17 protein-coding genes and 1 pseudogene are annotated in these 20353 nt (G+C 60.2%); 5 read left to right on the top strand and 13 right to left on the bottom strand.

The window, feature by feature from the left end; all coding sequences use genetic code 11:
• Positions 1-181 precede the first annotated feature (181 nt).
• Positions 182-916, top strand: a complete 735-nt coding sequence (locus tag ORL50_RS05005) for an ArsR/SmtB family transcription factor (protein ID WP_266010660.1) — start codon at positions 182-184, stop codon at positions 914-916.
• A gap of 203 nt (positions 917-1119) precedes the next feature.
• Here ORL50_RS05005 and ORL50_RS05000 read toward each other — a convergent pair whose 3' ends face one another.
• The 3 genes from ORL50_RS05000 to ORL50_RS04990 form a co-directional block, all read right to left on the bottom strand.
• Positions 1120-2073: an adenosine deaminase gene (locus ORL50_RS05000; RefSeq protein WP_266010658.1), complete on the bottom strand. Its 954-nt coding sequence runs from the start codon at positions 2071-2073 to the stop codon at positions 1120-1122.
• A 79-nt stretch (positions 2074-2152) separates the two neighbouring features.
• Positions 2153-3121 carry a 2-oxoglutarate and iron-dependent oxygenase domain-containing protein gene (locus ORL50_RS04995; protein ID WP_266010656.1) on the bottom strand — a complete coding sequence of 323 codons (969 nt, stop codon included), beginning with the start codon at positions 3119-3121 and terminating at the stop codon, positions 2153-2155.
• A gap of 160 nt (positions 3122-3281) precedes the next feature.
• Positions 3282-4364: a BMP family ABC transporter substrate-binding protein gene (locus tag ORL50_RS04990; protein WP_266010654.1), complete on the bottom strand. Its 1083-nt coding sequence runs from the start codon at positions 4362-4364 to the stop codon at positions 3282-3284.
• 286 nt (positions 4365-4650) lie between these two features.
• Here ORL50_RS04990 and ORL50_RS04985 point away from each other — a divergent pair, with 286 nt between their 5' ends.
• Positions 4651-5742 carry a calcium:cation antiporter gene (locus ORL50_RS04985; protein ID WP_266010652.1) on the top strand — a complete coding sequence of 364 codons (1092 nt, stop codon included), beginning with the start codon at positions 4651-4653 and terminating at the stop codon, positions 5740-5742.
• A gap of 125 nt (positions 5743-5867) precedes the next feature.
• On the opposite strand, the gene ORL50_RS04980 is transcribed toward ORL50_RS04985, so the two are convergent.
• From ORL50_RS04980 to ORL50_RS04970, 3 genes are all read right to left on the bottom strand, one after another.
• The gene (locus ORL50_RS04980) at positions 5868-7226 is read right to left on the bottom strand and encodes an 8-oxoguanine deaminase (protein ID WP_266010650.1); all 1359 of its coding nucleotides are present in this window, start codon (positions 7224-7226) and stop codon (positions 5868-5870) included.
• A 155-nt stretch (positions 7227-7381) separates the two neighbouring features.
• Positions 7382-8068 (bottom strand): SDR family oxidoreductase, encoded by a 687-nt coding sequence (locus ORL50_RS04975; RefSeq protein ID WP_266010648.1) that lies wholly within the window; start codon positions 8066-8068, stop codon positions 7382-7384.
• A 25-nt stretch (positions 8069-8093) separates the two neighbouring features.
• Positions 8094-8444 (bottom strand): MerR family transcriptional regulator, encoded by a 351-nt coding sequence (locus tag ORL50_RS04970; RefSeq protein ID WP_266010646.1) that lies wholly within the window; start codon positions 8442-8444, stop codon positions 8094-8096.
• 83 nt (positions 8445-8527) lie between these two features.
• Between ORL50_RS04970 and ORL50_RS04965 the strand changes: the two are divergent.
• Positions 8528-8941 (top strand): annotated as a pseudogene (locus ORL50_RS04965) (hypothetical protein); the annotation flags it as partial.
• A gap of 64 nt (positions 8942-9005) precedes the next feature.
• Here ORL50_RS04965 and ORL50_RS04960 read toward each other — a convergent pair.
• From ORL50_RS04960 to ORL50_RS04930, 7 genes are all read right to left on the bottom strand, one after another.
• The gene (locus ORL50_RS04960) at positions 9006-9932 is read right to left on the bottom strand and encodes an ABC transporter permease (protein ID WP_266010644.1); all 927 of its coding nucleotides are present in this window, start codon (positions 9930-9932) and stop codon (positions 9006-9008) included.
• Positions 9932-11038 carry an ABC transporter permease gene (locus ORL50_RS04955; RefSeq protein WP_266010640.1) on the bottom strand — a complete coding sequence of 369 codons (1107 nt, stop codon included), beginning with the start codon at positions 11036-11038 and terminating at the stop codon, positions 9932-9934. The genes ORL50_RS04960 and ORL50_RS04955 overlap by 1 nt, the downstream gene beginning before the upstream one ends.
• A 12-nt stretch (positions 11039-11050) precedes the next feature.
• Positions 11051-12616, bottom strand: a complete 1566-nt coding sequence (locus ORL50_RS04950) for an ABC transporter ATP-binding protein (protein WP_266010638.1) — start codon at positions 12614-12616, stop codon at positions 11051-11053.
• Between the two features lie 639 nt (positions 12617-13255).
• The gene (locus ORL50_RS04945; RefSeq protein WP_266010636.1) at positions 13256-13837 is read right to left on the bottom strand and encodes an IMPACT family protein; all 582 of its coding nucleotides are present in this window, start codon (positions 13835-13837) and stop codon (positions 13256-13258) included.
• A 21-nt stretch (positions 13838-13858) separates the two neighbouring features.
• Positions 13859-14509 (bottom strand): TetR/AcrR family transcriptional regulator, encoded by a 651-nt coding sequence (locus tag ORL50_RS04940; protein ID WP_266010634.1) that lies wholly within the window; start codon positions 14507-14509, stop codon positions 13859-13861.
• An 87-nt stretch (positions 14510-14596) separates the two neighbouring features.
• The gene (locus ORL50_RS04935; protein ID WP_266010631.1) at positions 14597-15991 is read right to left on the bottom strand and encodes a uracil-xanthine permease family protein; all 1395 of its coding nucleotides are present in this window, start codon (positions 15989-15991) and stop codon (positions 14597-14599) included.
• Positions 15992-16112: 121 nt separating this feature from the next.
• Entirely contained in the window at positions 16113-17033 is a 921-nt protein-coding gene (locus ORL50_RS04930; protein WP_266010629.1) for a LysR family transcriptional regulator, read from the bottom strand.
• A gap of 138 nt (positions 17034-17171) precedes the next feature.
• Between ORL50_RS04930 and aptA the strand changes: the two genes are divergently transcribed.
• Positions 17172-18521, top strand: coding sequence for an omega-aminotransferase AptA (gene aptA, locus ORL50_RS04925; protein ID WP_266010627.1), 1350 nt, complete (start codon positions 17172-17174; stop codon positions 18519-18521).
• 132 nt (positions 18522-18653) lie between these two features.
• Complete coding sequence (locus tag ORL50_RS04920) at positions 18654-20147, top strand: CoA-acylating methylmalonate-semialdehyde dehydrogenase (protein ID WP_122841669.1); 1494 nt, start codon at positions 18654-18656, stop codon at positions 20145-20147.
• Positions 20148-20353: the final 206 nt, after the last annotated feature.

Here is a 20353-nt window from a genome sequence, read left to right as displayed (position 1 = left end):
GGAGTGTGCAGCGTTTGACTTTTTGCTCAATTCCACACTAGCGACGGTTGAGCAAACCGTTGCGTTACGTGATGCAGGCATGCGTGCGTTACAGGGCAGTTACAGCGTCTTGGCTGGGGCAACATTGCCGATCAAGATATCGGTGAGCAGTCGACAAAACGATTCAACAGGGAGTGAATACATGGAACACGCACCTTGCATCAGCCAGATTGCCACCTTGCTGGCCGACCCCAAGCGCAGCGCAATGATGTGGGCCTTGATGGATGGCGCGGCACGCCAGGCCGAAGACCTGGCATTGCTGGCCGGGTTGTCGGCTTCTTCAGCCAATGCTCACCTTGGACGCTTATCTGCGGGAGGTCTGCTGAAAGTGGAAAATCGTGGTCGCAAGCGCTTTTTCCGCCTTGCCGCCCCTGAAGTCGGTGCAGCGGTCCAGGCGCTGGCCAGTGCCACACTGGCGAGTACTCCCGGTAAAATTCCGGATATCTTCAAACGTCCGACACCTGTGATCAGACCCCAGCCCGCGCCTTCGCCGTTGTTGCGTGCACGCTTGTGCGATGAGCATCTTGGGGGTGCTTTGGCGGCCGACCTGTTCCAGCGCCTGGTGGATGCTGGATGGATCGAGCAGTGTGAGCAGCGGGTGTCCGTCACCCATAAAGGCTCCATGCAGTTGGCGGCACGAGGAGTGTTCATCCAGGCGCTGGCCCATCGCAACGGCCAAGTCGCCTGCGCCTGCCCCGACTGGAGCGAGAGGCGTCCGCACCTCGGTGGGCCGCTGGGTGCGGCCTTGCTGCAGTTGTTCATGCAATCAGGCTGGCTGCGCCTGCCCAACGACTCTCCGGCCTTGCAGGTGACGGTGGCGGGGCAGAGGCAGATCAACGAATTCGCCAGGGAGGTTGAGCTGGAATTGGCTATCTAGATTTGCGTTATCGTTCATCGCGGGCAAGCCTTGCTCCCACAGGTCCAGAGCAAAACTTGATCTCACAGGGGCAGGTCAAGGCTTGATCTCACAACGGGCAGGGCAAGGCTTGTTGTTTGAGGTCATTGCAGGGGCAAACCGTGTTCTCACAGGTATGAACTTCTGTGGGAGCAAGGCTTGCCCGCGATGGCGGTGCGGGTTCTTTACGGCTTGACCAGCCGCGCATCCAGGCTGTTCTGTGCCAGGCGATTGGCCTGATCCTGGGTCATGCCCAAATGGGTATGCAAGGCATGGAAGTTCTCCGTCACATACCCGCCGAAATACGCCGGGTCATCGGAGTTCACCGTGACCTTCACCCCGCGCTCCAGCATGTCGAGAATGTTGTGCTGGGACATGTGATCGAACACGCAGAGCTTGGTGTTGGACAACGGGCAGACGGTCAGCGGGATCTGCTCGTCAATGATCCGCTGCATCAGGCGCTCGTCTTCGATGGCGCGCACGCCATGGTCGATACGCTGGATTTTCAGCAGGTCAATGGCTTCCCAGATGTACTCCGGCGGACCTTCTTCACCCGCGTGGGCTACGGTCAGGAAACCCTCGTGACGAGCCCGATCGAACACTCGCTGGAACTTGCTCGGCGGGTGACCCATCTCGGAGCTGTCCAGGCCTACAGCGACAAACGCGTCGCGAAACGGCAGGGCCTGGTCCAGGGTTTTCTGCGCTTGGTCTTCGCTCAGGTGGCGCAGGAAACTCAGAATCAATCCGCTGGTGATACCCAGCTGCTGCTCGCCATCTTTCAGGGCTGCGGCGATGCCATTGAGCACCACTTCGAAGGGTACGCCACGATCGGTGTGGGTTTGCGGGTCGAAGAACGGTTCGGTATGAATCACGTTTTGCGCTTTGCAACGCAGCAGGTACGCCCAGGTCAGGTCGTAGAAATCCTGGGAGGTGCGCAACACGTCGGCACCCTGGTAGTACAGGTCGAGAAACTCTTGCAGGTTGTTGAAGGCGTAGGCCTTGCGCAGGGTTTCCACATCGCTCCACGGCAGGGCGATCTTGTTGCGTTCTGCCAGGGCAAACAGCAGCTCGGGCTCCAGCGAACCCTCGAGGTGCAGGTGCAGTTCTGCCTTGGGCAGGGCGTTCAGCCAGTCGTACATATTCGTTTCTCATCAGGTGCAGATGGCGAGCATTCTACAGATGCTCGCCGCCACTATTGGTAAAACCTGACCAGGTGGTTCATGACACGGCCTGGGGTGCGCGTCGATAGGCATAGGTATCGGCAAATCGCGAGAGCAGGAAATCTGCACAGGTGGTTGCCGGGTACTTGGCCGGATGTTGCGCGTCCTGGCATCCGGGCAAGCACTCAATCAGGGTGTCGGGATGCGGTTCGGCGAAGAATGGCATCGAGTAGCGGTCCACGCCCAACGGGCTGATGACCCGGTGGGGTGTCGACAGGTACCGGTCGTTGCTCCAGCGCGCCATCATGTCCCCGAGATTGACGACGAAGGTACCTTCGATCGGCGGAGCGTCGATCCACTCACCGTTGACGTTGCGCACCTGCAGGCCGCCGGCGGCATCCTGGTAGAGCAAGGTGATACAGCCATAATCGGTATGCGCGCCGGCGCCTTGCTGTTCTTCAGAGCTGGCGGTGTGGCGGGGTGGGTAATGGATCATCCGCAAGACGCTGACGGGCTGGTTGAAGCGCAGGTCAAAGAAGTCGGGCTCGATGTTCAGGGCCAGGGTCATGGCCCGCAGCAGGGTTTGGGCAAGCGCCTGCATATCGAGGTAATGCTGCTCCATCAGGCTTTCCCAGCCGGGGATCGACGGATGGCGGTTGGGGCCGCGCAACGGTTTTTCTGCCAGCACTTCGGGATGTTCGGCGGGCAGGTGCAGGCCCATGTCGAAGGTTTCTTTCAGGTCGCTGGGTTTCGACGGGTCGAGTTGTTCAGTGGCGATGGCACCGTAACCACGATGGTGGCGGGTCTGGGTGATGTCGATCTGCAGTTTTTCGGCACTGGGCAGGGCGAAGAAATGCCTGGCCTGATCGAGCACTGCTTCGATGCGCGCCGCACTGATCGGGTGCCCCTTGATATAAAAAAAGCCCCATTCGCGGCAGGCGCAGTCAATTTGCCTGGCCACGGCCGGCCAGGCGTTCTGGTCGTCGCTGTAGAGCGGGGCGATGTCGATGATGGGAAGGCTGTTCATGGATTGTCCTGAAAATGCAGCAGATTCGCAAAAGACCGGAGATTGACTGTCGGCCTGTGGGAACAAGGCTTACCCGCGATGGCGGCGGCATATCCGAAATCGATGTTACTGACACACCGCCATCGCGAGCAGGTAGGACGGTGTTTCAACCAAAGCGAACTTACTTCGGTATGTCAGCCTTCATGCCTTCCACGTAATAATTCATCGAAGCCAGTTCAGCGTTAGTCGCCGTCACGCCCGCCGGGATTTTCTCGGCGCCGGCCTGATCCTTGATCGGTCCGGTAAACGGATGGAACGCGCCGCTCTTGATGTCGGCAATGATCTGCTCGGCCTGGGCTTTTACCGGCGCTGGCACCAAGTCGCTGATCGGCAGTTCAACCGTGCCTTCCTTCAGACCGCCCCAGTAATCCTGCGACTTCCAGGTTTTATCCAGCACGCTTTGCGTCGCCTGGATGTAGTGCGGGGCCCAGTCGTTGACGATGGAGGTCAGTACCGCTTTCGGGCCGAAATGCGCCATGTCCGAAGCGTAGCCGACGGCATACACGCCGCGCCGTTCGGCAGCCTGGATCGGCGCCGGGCTGTCGGTGTGCTGGAATACCACGTCCACGCCCTGATCGATCAGCGCGTTGGCGGCGTCCGCTTCCTTGCCTGGATCGAACCAGGAATTGACCCACACCACCTTGATCTCGGTTCCGGGGTTGTACTTGTTCAGTGCCAACTGGATCGCGTTGATGTCGCGGATCACTTCCGGGATCGGGAAGGAGGCGACGTAGCCGATTTTTTTGCTCTTGGTCATCTTGGCTGCGAGGAAGCCGCCGACATAACGGCCTTCGTAAGTGCGCGCCAGGTAAGTGCCGAGGTTCTTGTCCTGCTTGTAGCCGGTGGCGTGCTCGAAGGTCACTTTGGGAAATTGTTTCGCCACTTTCAGGGTCGGGTTCATGTAGCCGAAGGACGTGCTGAAAATCAGGTCGTACTTGTCCTTGGCCATGTTGCGGATCACCCGCTCGGCATCGGCGCCTTCGGGGACGTTTTCCACGTAGTTGGTGGTGATCTGCTCGCCGAATTTTTCCGCCAGCGCCTTGCGTCCCTGCTCATGCTGATACGTCCAGCCGTGATCACCGATCGGGCCGATGTAGACGAAACCGACTTTCAGCGGTTCGGCGGCAGTGGCGGTCAGGCTGGCGCTCAGACCGATGGCTGCGGCGACGGCGCAAAGCAGTTTCTTCAACGGACGATTGTGCATGAATTGAAACTCCATGTTGTTGTGAGGTTGGCAGGGGCAATGCAAATTGCTGACCAACAGGACAACAAAACCAAAAGATCGCAGCCTGCGGCAGCTCCTGCACGGTCCGCATTGTTCTGTCGGAGCTGCCGAATGCTGCGATCTTTTGATCCACCAGGACCAACCCGGTGCACGTGACCGAACCTGCGCCATCCGCTGGTGCGCTAAGGTGTAACGAAACGTTAGCGCCGCACCGTAGTCAGTAGCTCATCACATCAACTGCGCTTCACTCGGTAAAAGGCCCGCAATGCTCACACTCCTTAAGCAAGAAAAGTTTCTGCTGCTGGCCCTGATTGCCGCATTTGTCGCTTACCCGCTGGAACACTGGCTGCTTAACAGTGGCCAGGCAGTGGCGCTGATCGGTGGGCTGGTGCTGATCGCATTCATCGTCATCGCTTCCATGCGAGTCGCCCATCACGCTGAATTGCTCGCGGAGAAAGTCGGCGATCCCTACGGCACCATGATCCTGACGCTGGCCGCCGTGCTGGTGGAAGTGGTGATCCTGGCGATCATGATGAGCAACGAAGCGTCGCCCACCCTGGTGCGCGACACGATTTATTCGGCAGTCATGCTCGACATCAACGGCATCCTCGGCCTGGCTGCGTTAATGGGCGGGATCAAGCACGGCGAGCAGTCCTACAACGACGATTCGGCGCGCAGCTACAGCGTGATGATCCTCACCGCCATGGGGGTGTCGATGGTGGTTCCGGAATTTATTCCCGAGGCCAATTGGAAGATTTATTCGGGCTTTACGATTGGCGCGATGGTGGTGCTGTATGCATTGTTCCTGCGCATGCAGGTCGGGCCACACAGCTACTTTTTCAGCTATAGCTATCCGGAAAAACGTCGTCGCAAGGAACCGGTGGAAACAGAACCGGCGCCGGTGAGCCTGGCGGTTTCCATCGGCACGTTGGTGTTCGGGGTAGTGGTGATCGGCGCGCTGGCCGAGGTGATGTCCAAGACTCTCGACCTGGGACTTGAAGGAACGGGCGCACCGCCGGTGATCACGGCGATCCTGGTTGCGGCGATTTCCGCAGCGCCGGAGATCCTGACGGCACTGCGCGCGGCGCTGGCCAATCGCATGCAGTCGGTGGTCAACATCGCCATGGGCGCGTCGTTGTCGACGGTGATCCTCACGGTGCCGGTGATGGAGGCGATGGCGCTCTACACTGGGCAGCCCTTCCAGATGGCAATGACCCCGGTGCAGACGGTGATGATCTTCCTCACGTTGATCGTCAGCGCAATCAACCTCAACGATGGCGAAACCAATGCCATCGAAGGGATGACGCATTTTGTGCTGTTTGCGACATTCATCATGTTGTCGCTGCTGGGCTTGTAATCCAATGCAAGAGCCATTGTAGGAGTGAGCCTGCTCGCGATAGCTATATGTCAGACACTCCTGATGTCGGCTGACACTCCCTCATCGCGAGCAGGCTCACTCCTACAGTTTTGATAGCCGTTGTGTCAGGTACCAGCAATCAACTGCCGGGCCGCCTGGCTGTGATCCGCTATCAAGCCTTTGAGATCCAGCCCTTCCACCTGGCCATCAACCACCCGCCATTTGCCGCCTATCATCACCCGATCCGCGCGATCTGCACCGCATAACAGCAGGGCAGAAACTGGATCATGACTGCCGGAGAAGCGCAGTTCATCCAGCTTGAACAGGGCCAGGTCGGCCTGCTTGCCTACCGCCAGTTCGCCGATGTCGGTACGCCCGAGCAAACTCGCCGAGCCCTTCGTCGCCCAGCCCAGTACCAGTTCCGGGGTGATTTTCTCGGCGCCGTAGCGCAGGCGCTGAATGTAAAGGGCCTGACGGGTCTCCAGCATCATGTTCGACGCATCGTTGGAGGCCGAACCGTCCACACCGAGGCCAAGCAACGCGCCAGCAGCAGTCAGTTCCAGGGTCGGGCAAATGCCCGAAGCCAGGCGCATGTTCGAGCTCGGGCAGTGACAGATCCCGGTGCCTGCAGCGCCCAGGCGGGTGATTTCATCCGGGTTGAAGTGAATGCCGTGGGCCAGCCAGGTGCGTGGGCCGAGCCAGCCGACGCTGTCCAGGTAGTCCACGGTGCGCAGGCCGAAGCGCTGCAGGCAGAAGTCTTCTTCATCAAGAGTTTCGGCCAGGTGGGTGTGCAGGCGCACATCGAGTTTGTTCGCCAGTTCGGCGCTGGCGGACATGATTTCCGGCGTCACCGAAAACGGCGAGCAGGGCGCCAGGGCGATCTGGATTTGCGCGCCGTCACCCCGTTCGTGGTAAGCCGCGATCAGGCGTTGACTGTCGTCGAGGATCACTTCGCCTTGCTGCACCGTCTGTTGCGGCGGCAGGCCACCGTCTTTTTCCCCAAGACTCATGGAACCGCGGGTGAGCATTGCGCGCATGCCCAGTTCACGCACACTTTCGACTTGCACGTCGATCGCGTTTTCCAGGCCTTCCGGGAACAGATAGTGGTGATCAGCCGCAGTGGTGCAGCCGGATAGCAGTAACTCGGCGAGTGCCACTTTGGTGGCGAGCGCGAGTTTTTCCGGGGTGAGGCGCGCCCATACCGGATACAGGGTTTTCAGCCAGGGGAACAACGGTTGGTTGACCACCGGCGCCCAGGCGCGGGTCAGGGTCTGGTAGAAGTGATGGTGGGTGTTGATCAGCCCAGGGAGGATCACATGTTCGCGGGCATCGAACACCTGATCGCAAGGGGTGGCGGGTTGCTGGCCAGCGGCGAGCAGTTCGACGATCACGCCGTCTTGCACCACCAGGCCACCACGGGCGTCGAGGTCATTGGCAGTGAAAATGGCGAGGGGATTTTTTAACCAGGTACGGGTCGCAGGCATGTTGGCCGGCTCCTCTGAAAGTGGGTTCAGGTTAGCCAGCTCAGTGATTACCCTGTCTGCTGATCCAGGGTCGCCGCGGGGACGAGGTGCGCAGTTTCAAACAAAACCGCTTGGCGAGCAAGCTCGTCCCGACCAGACGATGAACGGAGCCGGTGTTACCAGGGAATGGTTTCACCTTTGTAATTGACGAAATGGTGCCCACCCTTGCCGGCGTACGCATTGACCTGATCCACCAAACCGCGGGTACTGGTCTGCACGTCGATGTCGGCGCCTTCACCGCCCATATCAGTCTTCACCCAGCCCGGGTGCAGCGACAACACCGTGAGTTTCTGCTCGCCCAATTGCGAGACAAAGCTGTTGGTCATGGAATTGAGCGCGGCTTTACTTGCTTTGTACAAGGCCAGCTCGGGCGCGTCCGGCATGGTCACGCTGCCCAGCACCGAACTCATGAACGCCAGCACGCCGGACTCCGCCTGGATCTGCCCGACAAATCGTTGGGCCAGGTTGATCGGCGCCACGGCGTTGGTGAAGAACAGCTGGCCGACTTCCGCCAGCGTTGCGCCACCGGGCGTTTGCACGTCCGGGCCCTTGACCCCGGCGTTGACGAACAACAGATCGAACGATTCGCCCTTGAGCTTTTGGCTCAGGGCGATCACGGCTTGCTGATCATCCATGTCGAGCTTTTCAATGCGCACCTTGCCCAAGGCCTGCAAGGCTTCGGCATTCTGTGGGTTGCGCACGGTGGCGATGACTTGCCAGCCATCGGCCAGCAGCGTCTTCACCAGGCCGAGCCCGAGGCCCCGGGAGGCACCGATGATGAGTGCGGTTTTTGCCTTGGACATGAGTGGCTTCCTTGATGAGTGAGGATCACGGATTTAATGGACAACGCTGCCCGAGTCGTTGCTGCAATTCGTGGCGCAACTCGCCGAGCTCGGCCATGCGCGCCTCGATCAGTTTGAGCTTGTCTTGCAGCAATTGGGTGACGGCGCTGTCCGGGTTGGGCGAATGCCACAGGGCGGCGACGCTGTTGCCGATCTCGCCGAGGGTAAAGCCCAGTCGCTGGGCCGTCTTGATGTATTGCACCAGCTGCACCATCTCCACCGGGTAGTCGCGGTAACCATTGGCGCTGCGTTGCGCGGCGATGAGTCCGCGCTGTTCGTAAAACCGCAGCGTGTCGCGGCTGACCGAGCTGGCCTGGGCTAGTTCACCGATGCGCATCCTGGGCTCTCGAGAGGGGCTTGACCCTTGAGCATACTCCAGGCTTTAGCCTTGTTGCTCCCTGAATTTATGGAGCAATGAGCATGTGGACTTCGACTCAATATCGGCGGTTGGTGCGCGGCAGCGCCTGGTATGACCTGATCGTGATGGCGGCATTCGTGACCCCCTGGAGTTTCGCTGCTCTGCATGGACTGCTGTCGGCGCTGATGCAGGCGCTGGACCTGCCGGGAGAACTGCCGGAGTTCGCGCCGATGCACATGTTGATGGCGAATCTGATGGGGTCGATTGTGTGTGTGTGGTCGGTGCTGCGGATTCGTGATCCGCGGCAGATTTATGGCCGGTATGACGCGGCGGGGCGGTTTCTGTTTGCGGCCTGGCAGCTGAATGCCTTGATGCATGGGGGGAGTTCGCTGCTGGTGATTTTTCTGGTGTTTGAATTGGCATGGGGCGTGGCTCAGGTGTTGCCTGTCAGGGCCTCATCGCGAGCAGGCTCACTCCTACATTGGACCGCATTCCCCTGTGGGAGTGAGCCTGCTCGCGATGAGGCCAGCCTGATCACCCCTAACGCCCAGCCTGCCACGGCTGCCCCAACGACACCGGCGCATACAACCGAGTGCGCAGCGCATTCCGCGACAGCAGCACCAACACCACAATAGTCGCGATATACGGCAGCATCGCCAGGAGGCTCGACGGAATCGCCAGGCCCAACCCCTGCGCCACCAGATGCAGGATGCTGGCGAGTCCGAACAGGTAGGCGCCGAGCAACAGGCGCCACACTCGCCAGCTGGCAAATACCACCAGGGCCAGGGCAATCCAGCCGCGGCCGGCACTCATGTTTTCGGCCCACATCGGTGTGTAGGCCAGCGACAGGTAAGCCCCCGCCAGACCGGCCATCGCCCCGCCGAACAATACCGCCAGGGTGCGCACACCCAGCACCGGCAAGCCCATGGCGCTGGCGGCGTCGGGGTTCTCGCCGACCGCCTGGATGATCAGCCCGACACGAGTTTTCACAATCACCCACGCCACCAGGGCGAACAATGCAAACGACAGGTACACCAGCAGGTCCTGGGCGAACAGCATGCGCCCGATCAGTGGAATCTCGCTGAGATACGGAATCGCCACCGGCTCAAATCCGGCCAGGGGTTTACCCACCCACGCGGCGCCGACAAAGGTCGACAGGCCCACGCCGAATATCGTCAGCGCCAGCCCGGTGGCCACCTGGTTGGCGTTGAAAACTAGCGCGACCAACGCGAACAGTGACGACAGCAACATCCCGGCGAGCATCGCCAGCGCCACACCGAGCCACAGGTTGCCGCTATTGAGCGCGACGATAAAGCCGATCACCGCGCCAAACAGCATCATTCCTTCCTGGCCCAGGTTGAGTACGCCGCTCTTTTCACAGATCAGTTCGCCCAGCGCCACCAGCAGCAACGGCGTGCCGCAGCGGATCATGGCGTAGAAAATATTGCTCAGCAGATCAATGTCCATCACAGGGCTCCAGCGTGTACGGCAGTGGCGGGGGCGCGACGGGCCCAGCGCAGGTTCAGGCGCGGTCGGTAGAGAATTAGCACGTCACTGGCGAGCAGGAAAAACAGCATCATTCCCTGGAACAGCTGGGTGATCGCCTGCGGCAAATTCATGCTCATTTGTGCGCTCTCGCCGCCGATGTATAACAAGGCCATCAACAAGCTGGCGAACAAGATGCCCAAGGGATTCAGGCGCCCGAGAAAAGCCACAGTGATCGCCGCATAGCCGTACCCAGGAGAAACCTGCGGCACCAGTTGGCCGATCGGCCCGGTGACTTCGCATACACCGGCCAGCCCGGCCAATCCGCCGCTGATCAACAGTGCCAGCCAGATCAGGCGTTTCTCTCGGAAGCCGACAAAACCAGCTGCGCGGGAGTCCAGCCCGAGGACCTTGATCTGAAAGCCGATGAAGCTTTTCTGCAGCAACACCCACACCGCCACCAACGCCAGGAGGGCGAAGTACACACCGGCGTGAACCCGACCGTCCTCCATCAGCAGCGGCAAGCGGCTGGCATCGCCGAACATCGCCGACTCGGGGAAATTGAAACCGGCGGGATCCTTCAGCGGCCCGTGTACGCAGAACAGCAACAGGTTCAGGGCAATGTAATTGAGCATGATGCTGGTGAGGATTTCGTTGGCGTTGAAGCGCGTGCGCAGCCACGCCGTCAATCCGGCCCAGGCGGCCCCGGCCAGCGTGCCGGTGAGCAGAATCAGCGCCAGCGCCCAGCGACTTTGCAGGCCGATGATATTCACCGCCAAGGCACTGCCGGCCAACGCGCCGAGCAGCAGTTGCCCTTCGGCGCCGATATTCCAGATCCGCGCCTGGTACGCCACTGCCAGGCCCAAGGCGCAGAGCAGGATCGGCAGCGCCTTGACCAGTAGTTCAGAGACTCCGTACAGATCGCTCACCGGTGCGATCAGCAGAGTGTGCAACGTCAGGAGCGGGTCGTGCCCCAGTGCAATAAACAATAACGAGCCGCAGCCCAGAGTGAGGACCGCCGCCAGCAGCGGTGAGCACCACAACATCAGGCGCGATTGCCGGCCACGGGGTTCGAGAGAAAGCAGCATGGATAGACTCCGTTAAACCGTCGCCGGTGCGGGTGAACTGGAAGCGTCGAATTGGCCGGCCATCCAGCCGCCGACATCGATCAGGCGGGTGTCGACAGTGGCCCTGAGTGGCGACAGGCGACCGCCGCACAGTGCGCCAAGGCGGTCGCTGATCTGAAACAGTTCGTCGAGGTCTTCGGAGATCACCAGGATCGCCGCGCCGGCATCGCGCAAGGTCACCAGGGCTCGATGAATCACCGCCGCAGCGCCAACGTCGACGCCCCAGGTCGGGTGTGCGGCCACCAGCAACTTGGGCTGCTGGAGGATTTCCCGGCCGAGGATGAATTTTTGCAGATTGCCGCCGGACAGGCTGCGCGCCGAAGTCCGGGTGTCAGGAGTCTTTACCCCGAAGCGGCGGATGATGTCTTCTGCCAAGGCTTCGACTTTGCCGCGCTGGATCAGTCCTTTGCTCACCAGTCCCTGTTGGAAGGCGGTCAGCAGGGCGTTGTCGGCCAGGCTCAGGTCCGGCACCGCGCCATGCCCCAGGCGCTCGGCGGGCACAAACGCCAAGCCGAGTCTGCGCCGTGCGTCGGGGCGCAGGTGGGCAACCGGTTGTGCGCTGAAACGGATGATGTTGCGGTCGCTGTGCGGCAGGCGTTCTTCACCGCTGAGCAAGGCCAGCAATTCATCCTGGCCATTGCCCGCGACCCCGGCGATCCCGACGATTTCGCCGCCGCACACGGCAAGGTCGACGCCTTGCAGCGAGCAGCCAAACGGGTCCGGATTTCGCCACGACAGGCCGCTCACCTCCAGGAAGACTTGCGCGCCCGTCACTTTCGGATAGTTCGTGATCAGCTCTGCTGCTTCCCCCACCATCAGCCGTGCGAGTTGCTGGTCCGAGCATTCGGCCGGAACGCAATGCCCGGCGACTCGACCGCCGCGCAATACCGTGGCGCTGTGGCACAACGCGCGAACCTCGCCGAGCTTGTGGCTGATAAACAGAATGCTGCAACCTTCGCCAGCCAGTCGCCGCAGGGTCACGAACAGGTCGTCGGCCTCCTGGGGTGTGAGCACCGAAGTCGGCTCATCGAGGATCAGCAGTTTGATGTCCTGCATCAGGCAGCGAATGATCTCCACCCGTTGGCGCTCGCCAATTGACAGGCTGTGAACCAGGCGCTCCGGCTCCAGGGCCATGCCATAACGCTGTGACACCTCGCGAATTTTCGGTTCGAGCTGTTTTGGTGTGCCGGCAGCCGCGCCCATCGCCAGGGCAATGTTCTGCGCGACGCTCAGGGTTTCGAACAGCGAGAAGTGCTGAAACACCATGCCGATTCCCAGGTCGCGAGCCTGGCCAGGATTGCGCATGTCCACGTGCTGGCCCTGCCAGATCATTTCCCCGGCATCCGCCTGGGTGACGCCGTAGATGATCTTCATCAGGGTGCTCTTGCCTGCACCGTTTTCACCCAGCAGCGCGTGGATCTCGCCAGGTGCGATAGTCAAGTCGATGGCATCGTTGGCCAGGCAACCGGGATAACGCTTGGTGATTCTGCGCAGTTGCAGACGCGGTGTTCGATCGTGGATCGGCACTTGGATAGGCATGACAGGCTCGGTCGATTGAAGTTATGCCTGTGGATAAAGCAATTTCCTGGCCATTGAGTCAGGAAAAAGTCAAAACAGCCTTAAACCAGTGCCCTTGGTTTAATGACCGGCCTGCAGCGCCTGCCATCCAGGCACCACTTGAGGGCAAAGCGATTGATCACGCTGCGATTTCGCGCGTGAAGCATCTGGTTAAAAATCGATCAGTCGAGCGCAACCCATGTGGGATATGGGGCCGCGACAGGAGTGAACGGGTTATCCACAGATTGCTCCACAGTATTTGTGCGCAAGCCCGAATACCGGGCATAAGCACCGCGTTGCTATCTTCTAAAGGACATAAACCGAGCTAACTATTTGTTTTTAAGAGAATTTGCAGATTTTGTCGGAGACTTTGGACGAAAAATGAACAAAGCTCGCAAAGCCGCATGACAGAAGGGTTACAGCCGTATGTGCTCAGGTTATCCACAGGCGGGTGCACAGTAGATGTGGGCAATTAGGGTTTGGCTGAAGATTTGGTGATGCCCTAAAAGATCGCAGCCTTCGGCAGCTCCTACGAAGATCGCAGCCTGCGGCAGCTCCTACGGGAATGCGCATGTCACCTGTAGGAACTGCCGCAGGCTGCGATCGTTTGATCTGTGCTCTTTACCGCTGCAACAAAATCCGCCCGCGACTCAAATCCGCCAGCAGCGTCTGCAACGTATCAATCTGACTCTCGCCCACAGCCAGCTGCAATTCCACCCCGTTCCCCGTGAACGTTTCCTGCACCACCACCCCACCCAATTCCGCCACCCGAATCTTCACCAGCGCCAGCTCGGCGAATCCACATGCACAACTCACCGGCACCCGACTGATCAGTTCGATTTTCGGCGCCGTTTGCAGGCACTTGTTGGCGCCACCGCCGTAAGCCCGGGCGAGGCCGCCGGTGCCGAGTTGAATGCCGCCGTACCAGCGAATCACCAGGACCACGACCTGGTCGCAATCCTGGGCATCGATCGCCGCCAGGATTGGTCGGCCAGCCGTGCCGCCGGGTTCGCCATCGTCGGTGCTGCGGTATTGATCACCAATTTTCCACGCCCAGCAGTTGTGCGTGGCATTCAGGTCACTGTGCTGTTCGATGAACGCCTGGGCGTCAGCAGGACTGCCGATGGGGGCGGCCAGGGTGATGAAGCGGCTTTTGCGAATTTCTTCGCGGTACTCGCAAAAATCGCTGAGGGTATAAGGCATAGTTATCTTAAATAGGGTGTCTTAAATAGTAGGCGTCACGCCGCAACCCTTGAGGATGATGCGGATCAGATTGTTGCCGGCGTCTTCCATGTCCTGTTTGGTCAACTTGCTGCGGCCGGTCACGCGGCAGATCTGCGTGGCGAAGTCAGCGTAGTGCTGGGTGCTGCCCCACAGCAGGAAGATCAGGTTGACCGGATCGACCGGGTCCATCTTGCCGGCGTCGATCCATGCCTGGAACACCGCCGCCCGTCCCTGGAACCAGGCGCGATAATCCTGGTTGAAATACTCGGTCAGGCACTCACCGCCACTGATCACTTCCATCGCGAAGATCCGCGACGCCTGCGGCTGGCGACGGGAGAACTCCATCTTGGCGCGGATGTAACGCGTCAGCGCTTCAGCGGGATCGTCCTCGGCCGTCAGCGTGTTGAAGGTGCTGTCCCACAACTCGATGATGTTGCTCAGCACCGCCACGTACAAACCGAGTTTGTTGGTGAAGTAGTAATGCAGATTGGCCTTGGGCAAACCGGCATTCAGGGCGATGGTGTTCATGCTGGTGCCTTTGAACCCGTGACGGGCGAACTCGTCTTCGGCGGCTTTGATGATGGTCTCTTCGTTCTTCTGACGAATGCGGCTGGCGGGTTTGCCGCCGTGAGCTGGGACTTCAAAGGTCATAGGCACTTCCGAACAGGTAGGTGGGCGCAACCAGAGCGTTGATAGCGCACCCACGGGTATCCGACAAGTCCTGTCTCGATAAAAGCGTTACAGCTGCTCGAGCGGTTGGCTTTTTGGTCGATGAGTGTCAGTCAGCTCGACGGCTTTTGCTTCCGGCAGCAGCAGGCACATCAGGATGGCCGTCAGTCCGCCGCTGGTGATGGCCGAGTCGAACAGGTTTTGCACCAATTTCGGCAGCAGATGCAACAGGTTGGGCTGTGCGGCAATGCCCAGGCCGACGCCGAAGGAGGTGGCAATGATCAACATGCTGCGCCGGTCCAGCGGCGCCTGGGCGAGGATGCGCACGCCGGCGGCTGCAACACTGCCGAACATCACCAGAGTTGCGCCACCGAGTACGGGTTTGGGGATTTGCTGCAATACCGCGCCAATCAATGGAAACAGACCGAGGCAAAACAACACGGCGCCGATGTACAGGCCGACGTAGCGGCTGGCGACGCCGGTCAACTGGATCACGCCATTGTTCTGCGCGAACGTGGTGTTGGGAAATGCGCTGAACGTGGCGGCGATCACGCAGCTGATACCGTCACCCAATACTCCTCCCTTGAGCCGACTGATGTAGGAGGGGCCGCTGATAGGTTGGCGCGCGAGCATGCAGTTGGCCGTCAGGTCACCGACGGTTTCGATGGTGCTGATCAGGTAGATCAGCGCGACAGGCAGGAAGGCGCTCCAGTCGAAACTGAAGCCGAACTTGAACGGTATGGGCAGGCTGATCAGGGGCACGTCGGGCAGGGGTTGCGGCACCAGTTTGCCGCTGAACCATGCCGCCACGCTGCCCAGTACCAGGCCAATGATGATCGCCGACAGTCGGACCCAGGGCGTATTCGAACGGTTGAGCAGGATGATCGTCAGCAATACGAATACCCCCAGGGCCAGATTGCCCGGGGCACCAAAGTCTGCTGAGTTGAACCCGCCGCCGAGGTCGGTGATGCCAACCTTGATCAGGCTGATGCCGATCAGCGTGATCACAATGCCGGTCACCAGCGGCGTGATTACCCGGCGCAACTGGCCAATGAAGCGGCTCAGGACTATCTGCACCAGCGCGCCGAAAAAGCACACGCCGAATATCATCGCGAGGATGTCCTCCGGGCTGCCGCCCCGTTGCTTGACCAGAAATCCGGCCGACAACACCGCGCCCAGAAAGGCAAAGCTGGTGCCCTGCAGGCAAATCATCCCGGCGCCAATGCCGAAGGGCCTGCGTGCCTGGATGAAGGTGCCCACGCCAGACACCATCAACGCCATGCTGATCAGATACGGCAAATGGGCGGTCAAGCCCAGGGCCGAGCCGATGACCAGCGGCGGGGTAATGATGCCGACAAAACTGGCGAGCACGTGTTGCAGGGCGGCGAGGATCGCGGCGAGGGGTTGCGGTCGGTCGTTGAGGCCGTAGATCAGGTCGCTGGGGTTGGAGGATTCTGGCTGCATGGGCGAAGTTCTTCTTGAGCAGGGTGACGGTAATGTCACCCTGCAAAAAGCTGTCCAAGTGCTCAGGTTCTTTCTTTGTTGGGCCTCTGCAGGCCTTTGATTATGGGGTTTTACGATTTTTTTACCGTGTCGCGGCCAGGCTCTCCAGGAAACTCTCCAGCACCAAATGGGGGCGACGGCCCTTGCGCGTGACCGATGCCAGACTGAGGTCGTAGAAGCGCGCCTTGGGTTTAAGCGCCCGCAGGCGGCCCTGTTGTACCCAGAGACTGGCGTAATGGTCGGGCAGATAACCGATGTAACGGCCAGTCAGGATCAGGAACGCCATGCCTTCTCGGTCCGAAGCGCTGGCGGTGCAATTAAGGGCCTGGTAATGCGCCTGGATGTCTGCGGGCAGGCGGAAGGTCGGGGCGATGGCGTCCTGGCTATTGAGGCGCTCGTCGTCGAGCTGCTTATCGTCCACATAAAACAGCGGGTGGCCGACGGCACAATAGAGCAGCGAGCGTTCCTCATAGAGCGGCTGGTATTCCAGCCCCGACAAGGCGCTGGCCTGGGGCACAACGCCGACGTGCAGGCGGCCGTCGAGCACGCCCTGTTCGACTTCGTTGGGGGCGATCATGCGGATCTGGATCTGCACGTCGGGCCCGCGCTCCTTCAATTGAGCCAGGGCATGGGTGATGCGCATGTGGGGCAGGGTGACCAGATTGTCAGTCAGGCCGATGGTCAACTCGCCGCGCAGATGCTGGTGCAGGCCGTTGACCTCGGTGCGGAAACTTTCCAGTGCACTCAACAGCTGCAGCGACGACTGGTATACCTCGCGACCTTCCTCGGTCAGGGAAAAACCGGCGCGGCCGCGCTGACACAGGCGCAAGCCGAGGCGCTGCTCCAGATCACTCATCTGTTGGCTGATCGCCGAGCGCCCGATGCCCAGCACCGACTCGGCAGCGGAGAATCCACCGCACTCGACCACGCTGCGAAAGATCCGCAGCAAGCGGATATCAAAGTCGCTGACTTGCGCCAGTGGATCGGGGCGGCGTGTGCTCATGGATGAATGACTCAAAGTTTAGTGATGGGCTGACTGAACATTAGAAAAGTTGAATTTCACCGACTTTATCTCCGTGGCAATTTAGCTGCAAGAACGCTTTTGATCTCTGTGCCGCTGATTGCCCTGCGAGGTTTTGCTATGAACATGCCCGAAAACGCCCGGTCGCCCCTGGCCAGCCAGCTCAAGCTGGATGCGCATTGGATGCCGTACACCGCCAACCGCAACTTCCAGCGCGATCCGCGCCTGATCGTTGCCGCCGAAGGCAGCTGGCTGACCGACGACAAGGGCCGCAAGGTGTACGACTCGCTGTCGGGTCTGTGGACTTGCGGTGCCGGGCACACTCGCAAGGAAATCCAGGAAGCGGTCGCCAAGCAGTTGGGCACCCTCGATTACTCGCCAGGCTTCCAGTACGGCCACCCGCTGTCGTTCCAGCTGGCCGAGAAAATCACCGACCTGACGCCTGGCAATCTGAATCATGTGTTCTTCACCGACTCGGGTTCGGAGTGTGCGGACACTGCGGTGAAGATGGTCCGTGCCTACTGGCGCCTGAAAGGCCAGGCGACCAAGACCAAGATGATCGGCCGCGCTCGTGGTTACCACGGGGTGAACATTGCCGGGACCAGCCTGGGCGGGGTGAATGGCAACCGCAAGATGTTCGGTCAGGCGATGATGGACGTCGATCACCTGCCGCATACGCTGCTGGCCAGCAATGCTTACTCCCGCGGGATGCCGAAGGAGGGTGGTATCGCCCTGGCGGACGAACTGCTCAAACTGATCGAGCTGCATGACGCTTCCAACATTGCCGCCGTTTTCGTCGAACCGATGGCTGGATCGGCTGGCGTACTGGTGCCGCCAGAGGGTTACCTCAAACGTCTGCGCGAGATCTGCGATCAGCACAACATCCTGTTGGTGTTCGACGAAGTGATCACTGGTTTCGGCCGCACCGGTTCGATGTTCGGCGCCGAGAGCTTTGGCGTGACCCCGGACCTGATGTGCATCGCCAAGCAAGTCACCAACGGTGCGATCCCGATGGGTGCGGTGATTGCCAGCTCCGAGATCTACCAGACTTTCATGAACCAGGCGACGCCTGAGTACGCGGTGGAATTCCCTCACGGCTACACCTATTCCGCGCACCCGGTGGCTTGTGCTGCGGGCCTGGCGGCACTCGACCTGCTGCAAAAGGAAAACCTGGTGCAGAGCGTGGCGGAAGTCGCACCACATTTCGAAAATGCGCTGCACGGCCTGAAGGGCTCGAAGAACATCATCGACATTCGCAACTATGGCCTGGCCGGTGCGATCCAGATTGCACCGCGAGATGGCGATGCCATCGTGCGTCCATTCGAAGCGGGCATGGCGCTGTGGAAAGCCGGGTTCTATGTACGCTTCGGCGGCGACACGCTGCAGTTCGGCCCAACCTTCAACAGCAAGCCGCAGGACCTCGATCGTCTGTTCGATGCGGTCGGCGAAGTGCTGAACAAGATTGATTAAAAAACACACCCCTTTGTGGGAGCAAGGCTTGCCCGCGATCGCGTCCCTGAGGTCGTCATCGTCAACAAGCCGTGCACTATATATAGGCGCCTGGTCGCAGACGCCCATGAACAAATTTCCTGGAGCCCCCGAATGAGCCTTATCCCGCATTTGATCAATGGTGAGCTGGTGACCGATAACGGTCGCACTGCTGACGTGTTCAATCCGTCTACCGGTCAGCCGATCCACAAGGTGCCATTGGCCAGCCGCGAAACCATTCAACAGGCAATCGACGCGGCAAAGGCAGCGTTCCCGGCATGGCGCAATACGCCACCGGCCAAACGCGCCCAAGTAATGTTCCGCTTCAAGCAACTGCTGGAGCAAAACGAAGCGCGCATCTCCCAACTGATCAGCGAAGAACACGGCAAGACCCTCGAAGACGCAGCAGGTGAACTGAAGCGTGGCATCGAGAACGTCGAGTTCGCCTGTGCCGCTCCGGAAATCCTCAAGGGCGAATACAGCCGTAACGTCGGCCCGAACATCGATGCCTGGTCGGACTTCCAGCCGCTGGGCGTAGTAGCGGGCATCACCCCGTTCAACTTCCCGGCGATGGTGCCACTGTGGATGTATCCGCTGGCGATCGTCTGCGGTAACTGCTTCATCCTCAAGCCGTCCGAGCGCGATCCGAGCTCCACCCTGCTGATCGCGCAGCTGTTGCTCGAAGCCGGTTTGCCTAAAGGCGTAATGAGCGTGGTGCATGGCGACAAGTCCGCAGTCGATGCACTGATCGAGGCGCCTGAGGTCAAGGCCCTGAGTTTTGTCGGCTCGACGCCGATTGCCGAGTACATCTATGCCGAAGGCACCAAGCGCGGCAAGCGCGTGCAGGCTCTGGGTGGCGCGAAAAACCATGCGGTGCTGATGCCGGATGCCGACCTGGACAATGCGGTCAGCGCACTGATGGGCGCGGCCTATGGTTCCTGCGGCGAGCGATGCATGGCGATCTCGGTGGCCGTGTGCGTGGGCGACCAGGTAGCCGATGCGCTGGTGGACAAGCTGGTGCCGCAGATCAAGGCACTGAAGATTGGCGCGGGCACTTCCTGTGGCCTGGACATGGGGCCACTGGTCACCGGTCAGGCGCGCGACAAGGTCAGCGGTTATGTCGATGACGGCGTTGCCGCCGGTGCGAAGCTGGTGGTGGATGGCCGTGGCCTGAGCGTATCCGGTCATGAAGAAGGCTTCTTCCTGGGTGGCTGCCTGTTCGATCACGTCACGCCAGAAATGCGCATCTATAAAGAAGAGATCTTCGGGCCGGTGTTGTGCGTAGTCCGGGTCAACAGCCTGGAAGAAGCGATGCAGCTGATCAACGATCACGAGTATGGCAACGGCACCTGCATCTTCACCCGTGATGGTGAAGCGGCGCGGTTGTTCTGCGACGAGATCGAAGTCGGCATGGTTGGCGTCAACGTGCCGCTGCCGGTACCTGTGGCGTATCACAGCTTTGGTGGCTGGAAACGTTCGCTGTTCGGCGACCTGCATGCTTACGGTCCGGATGGCGTGCGCTTCTACACTCGCCGCAAAGCGATTACCCAGCGCTGGCCACAACGGGCGAGCCATGAGGCGTCGCAGTTCGCATTCCCTAGCTTGTAAGGAGGGAGGAAGGCCGGCCCATTGGGCCGGCCTTTGTGTTTTCGGGGCTTTTTTGACTTATATGACAGATTTGTGAAAACAGCCCTTGACGGCAGATCTCAGATGTCTATAATTCGCCCCACTTCCGGCGCAGTCGAAACGGAAAACTCCTTGATAAACAACGAGTTACGCAGTTTTGACGGTCAGCTGCTTCAGGTCATCGAAGC

This window comes from Pseudomonas sp. RIT-562, assembly GCF_026241895.1.
In the GTDB taxonomy this organism is placed as follows: domain Bacteria; phylum Pseudomonadota; class Gammaproteobacteria; order Pseudomonadales; family Pseudomonadaceae; genus Aquipseudomonas; species Aquipseudomonas mandelii_F.
The sequence above is the reverse complement of the archived record's forward strand: the minus strand, read 5'-3'. Positions and strand labels throughout refer to the sequence as shown.

Excerpts from the sequence above, each read along its gene's own strand:
- ORL50_RS04985 (WP_266010652.1), top strand. The coding sequence starts at position 4,651 with ATGCTCACACTCCTTAAGCAAGAAAAGTTTCTGCTGCTGGCCCTGATT.
- ORL50_RS04995 (WP_266010656.1), bottom strand. The coding sequence starts at position 3,121 with ATGAACAGCCTTCCCATCATCGACATCGCCCCGCTCTACAGCGACGAC.
- ORL50_RS04945 (WP_266010636.1), bottom strand. The coding sequence starts at position 13,837 with ATGCCTTATACCCTCAGCGATTTTTGCGAGTACCGCGAAGAAATTCGC.
- aptA (WP_266010627.1), top strand. The coding sequence starts at position 17,172 with ATGAACATGCCCGAAAACGCCCGGTCGCCCCTGGCCAGCCAGCTCAAG.
- ORL50_RS04930 (WP_266010629.1), bottom strand. The coding sequence starts at position 17,033 with ATGAGCACACGCCGCCCCGATCCACTGGCGCAAGTCAGCGACTTTGAT.
- ORL50_RS04920 (WP_122841669.1), top strand. The coding sequence starts at position 18,654 with ATGAGCCTTATCCCGCATTTGATCAATGGTGAGCTGGTGACCGATAAC.
- ORL50_RS04955 (WP_266010640.1), bottom strand. The coding sequence starts at position 11,038 with ATGCTGCTTTCTCTCGAACCCCGTGGCCGGCAATCGCGCCTGATGTTG.
- ORL50_RS04980 (WP_266010650.1), bottom strand. The coding sequence starts at position 7,226 with ATGCCTGCGACCCGTACCTGGTTAAAAAATCCCCTCGCCATTTTCACT.
- ORL50_RS04960 (WP_266010644.1), bottom strand. The coding sequence starts at position 9,932 with ATGGACATTGATCTGCTGAGCAATATTTTCTACGCCATGATCCGCTGC.
- ORL50_RS05005 (WP_266010660.1), top strand. The coding sequence starts at position 182 with ATGGAACACGCACCTTGCATCAGCCAGATTGCCACCTTGCTGGCCGAC.
- ORL50_RS05000 (WP_266010658.1), bottom strand. The coding sequence starts at position 2,073 with ATGTACGACTGGCTGAACGCCCTGCCCAAGGCAGAACTGCACCTGCAC.
- ORL50_RS04970 (WP_266010646.1), bottom strand. The coding sequence starts at position 8,444 with ATGCGCATCGGTGAACTAGCCCAGGCCAGCTCGGTCAGCCGCGACACG.
- ORL50_RS04935 (WP_266010631.1), bottom strand. The coding sequence starts at position 15,991 with ATGCAGCCAGAATCCTCCAACCCCAGCGACCTGATCTACGGCCTCAAC.
- ORL50_RS04975 (WP_266010648.1), bottom strand. The coding sequence starts at position 8,068 with ATGTCCAAGGCAAAAACCGCACTCATCATCGGTGCCTCCCGGGGCCTC.
- ORL50_RS04950 (WP_266010638.1), bottom strand. The coding sequence starts at position 12,616 with ATGCCTATCCAAGTGCCGATCCACGATCGAACACCGCGTCTGCAACTG.
- ORL50_RS04940 (WP_266010634.1), bottom strand. The coding sequence starts at position 14,509 with ATGACCTTTGAAGTCCCAGCTCACGGCGGCAAACCCGCCAGCCGCATT.
- ORL50_RS04990 (WP_266010654.1), bottom strand. The coding sequence starts at position 4,364 with ATGCACAATCGTCCGTTGAAGAAACTGCTTTGCGCCGTCGCCGCAGCC.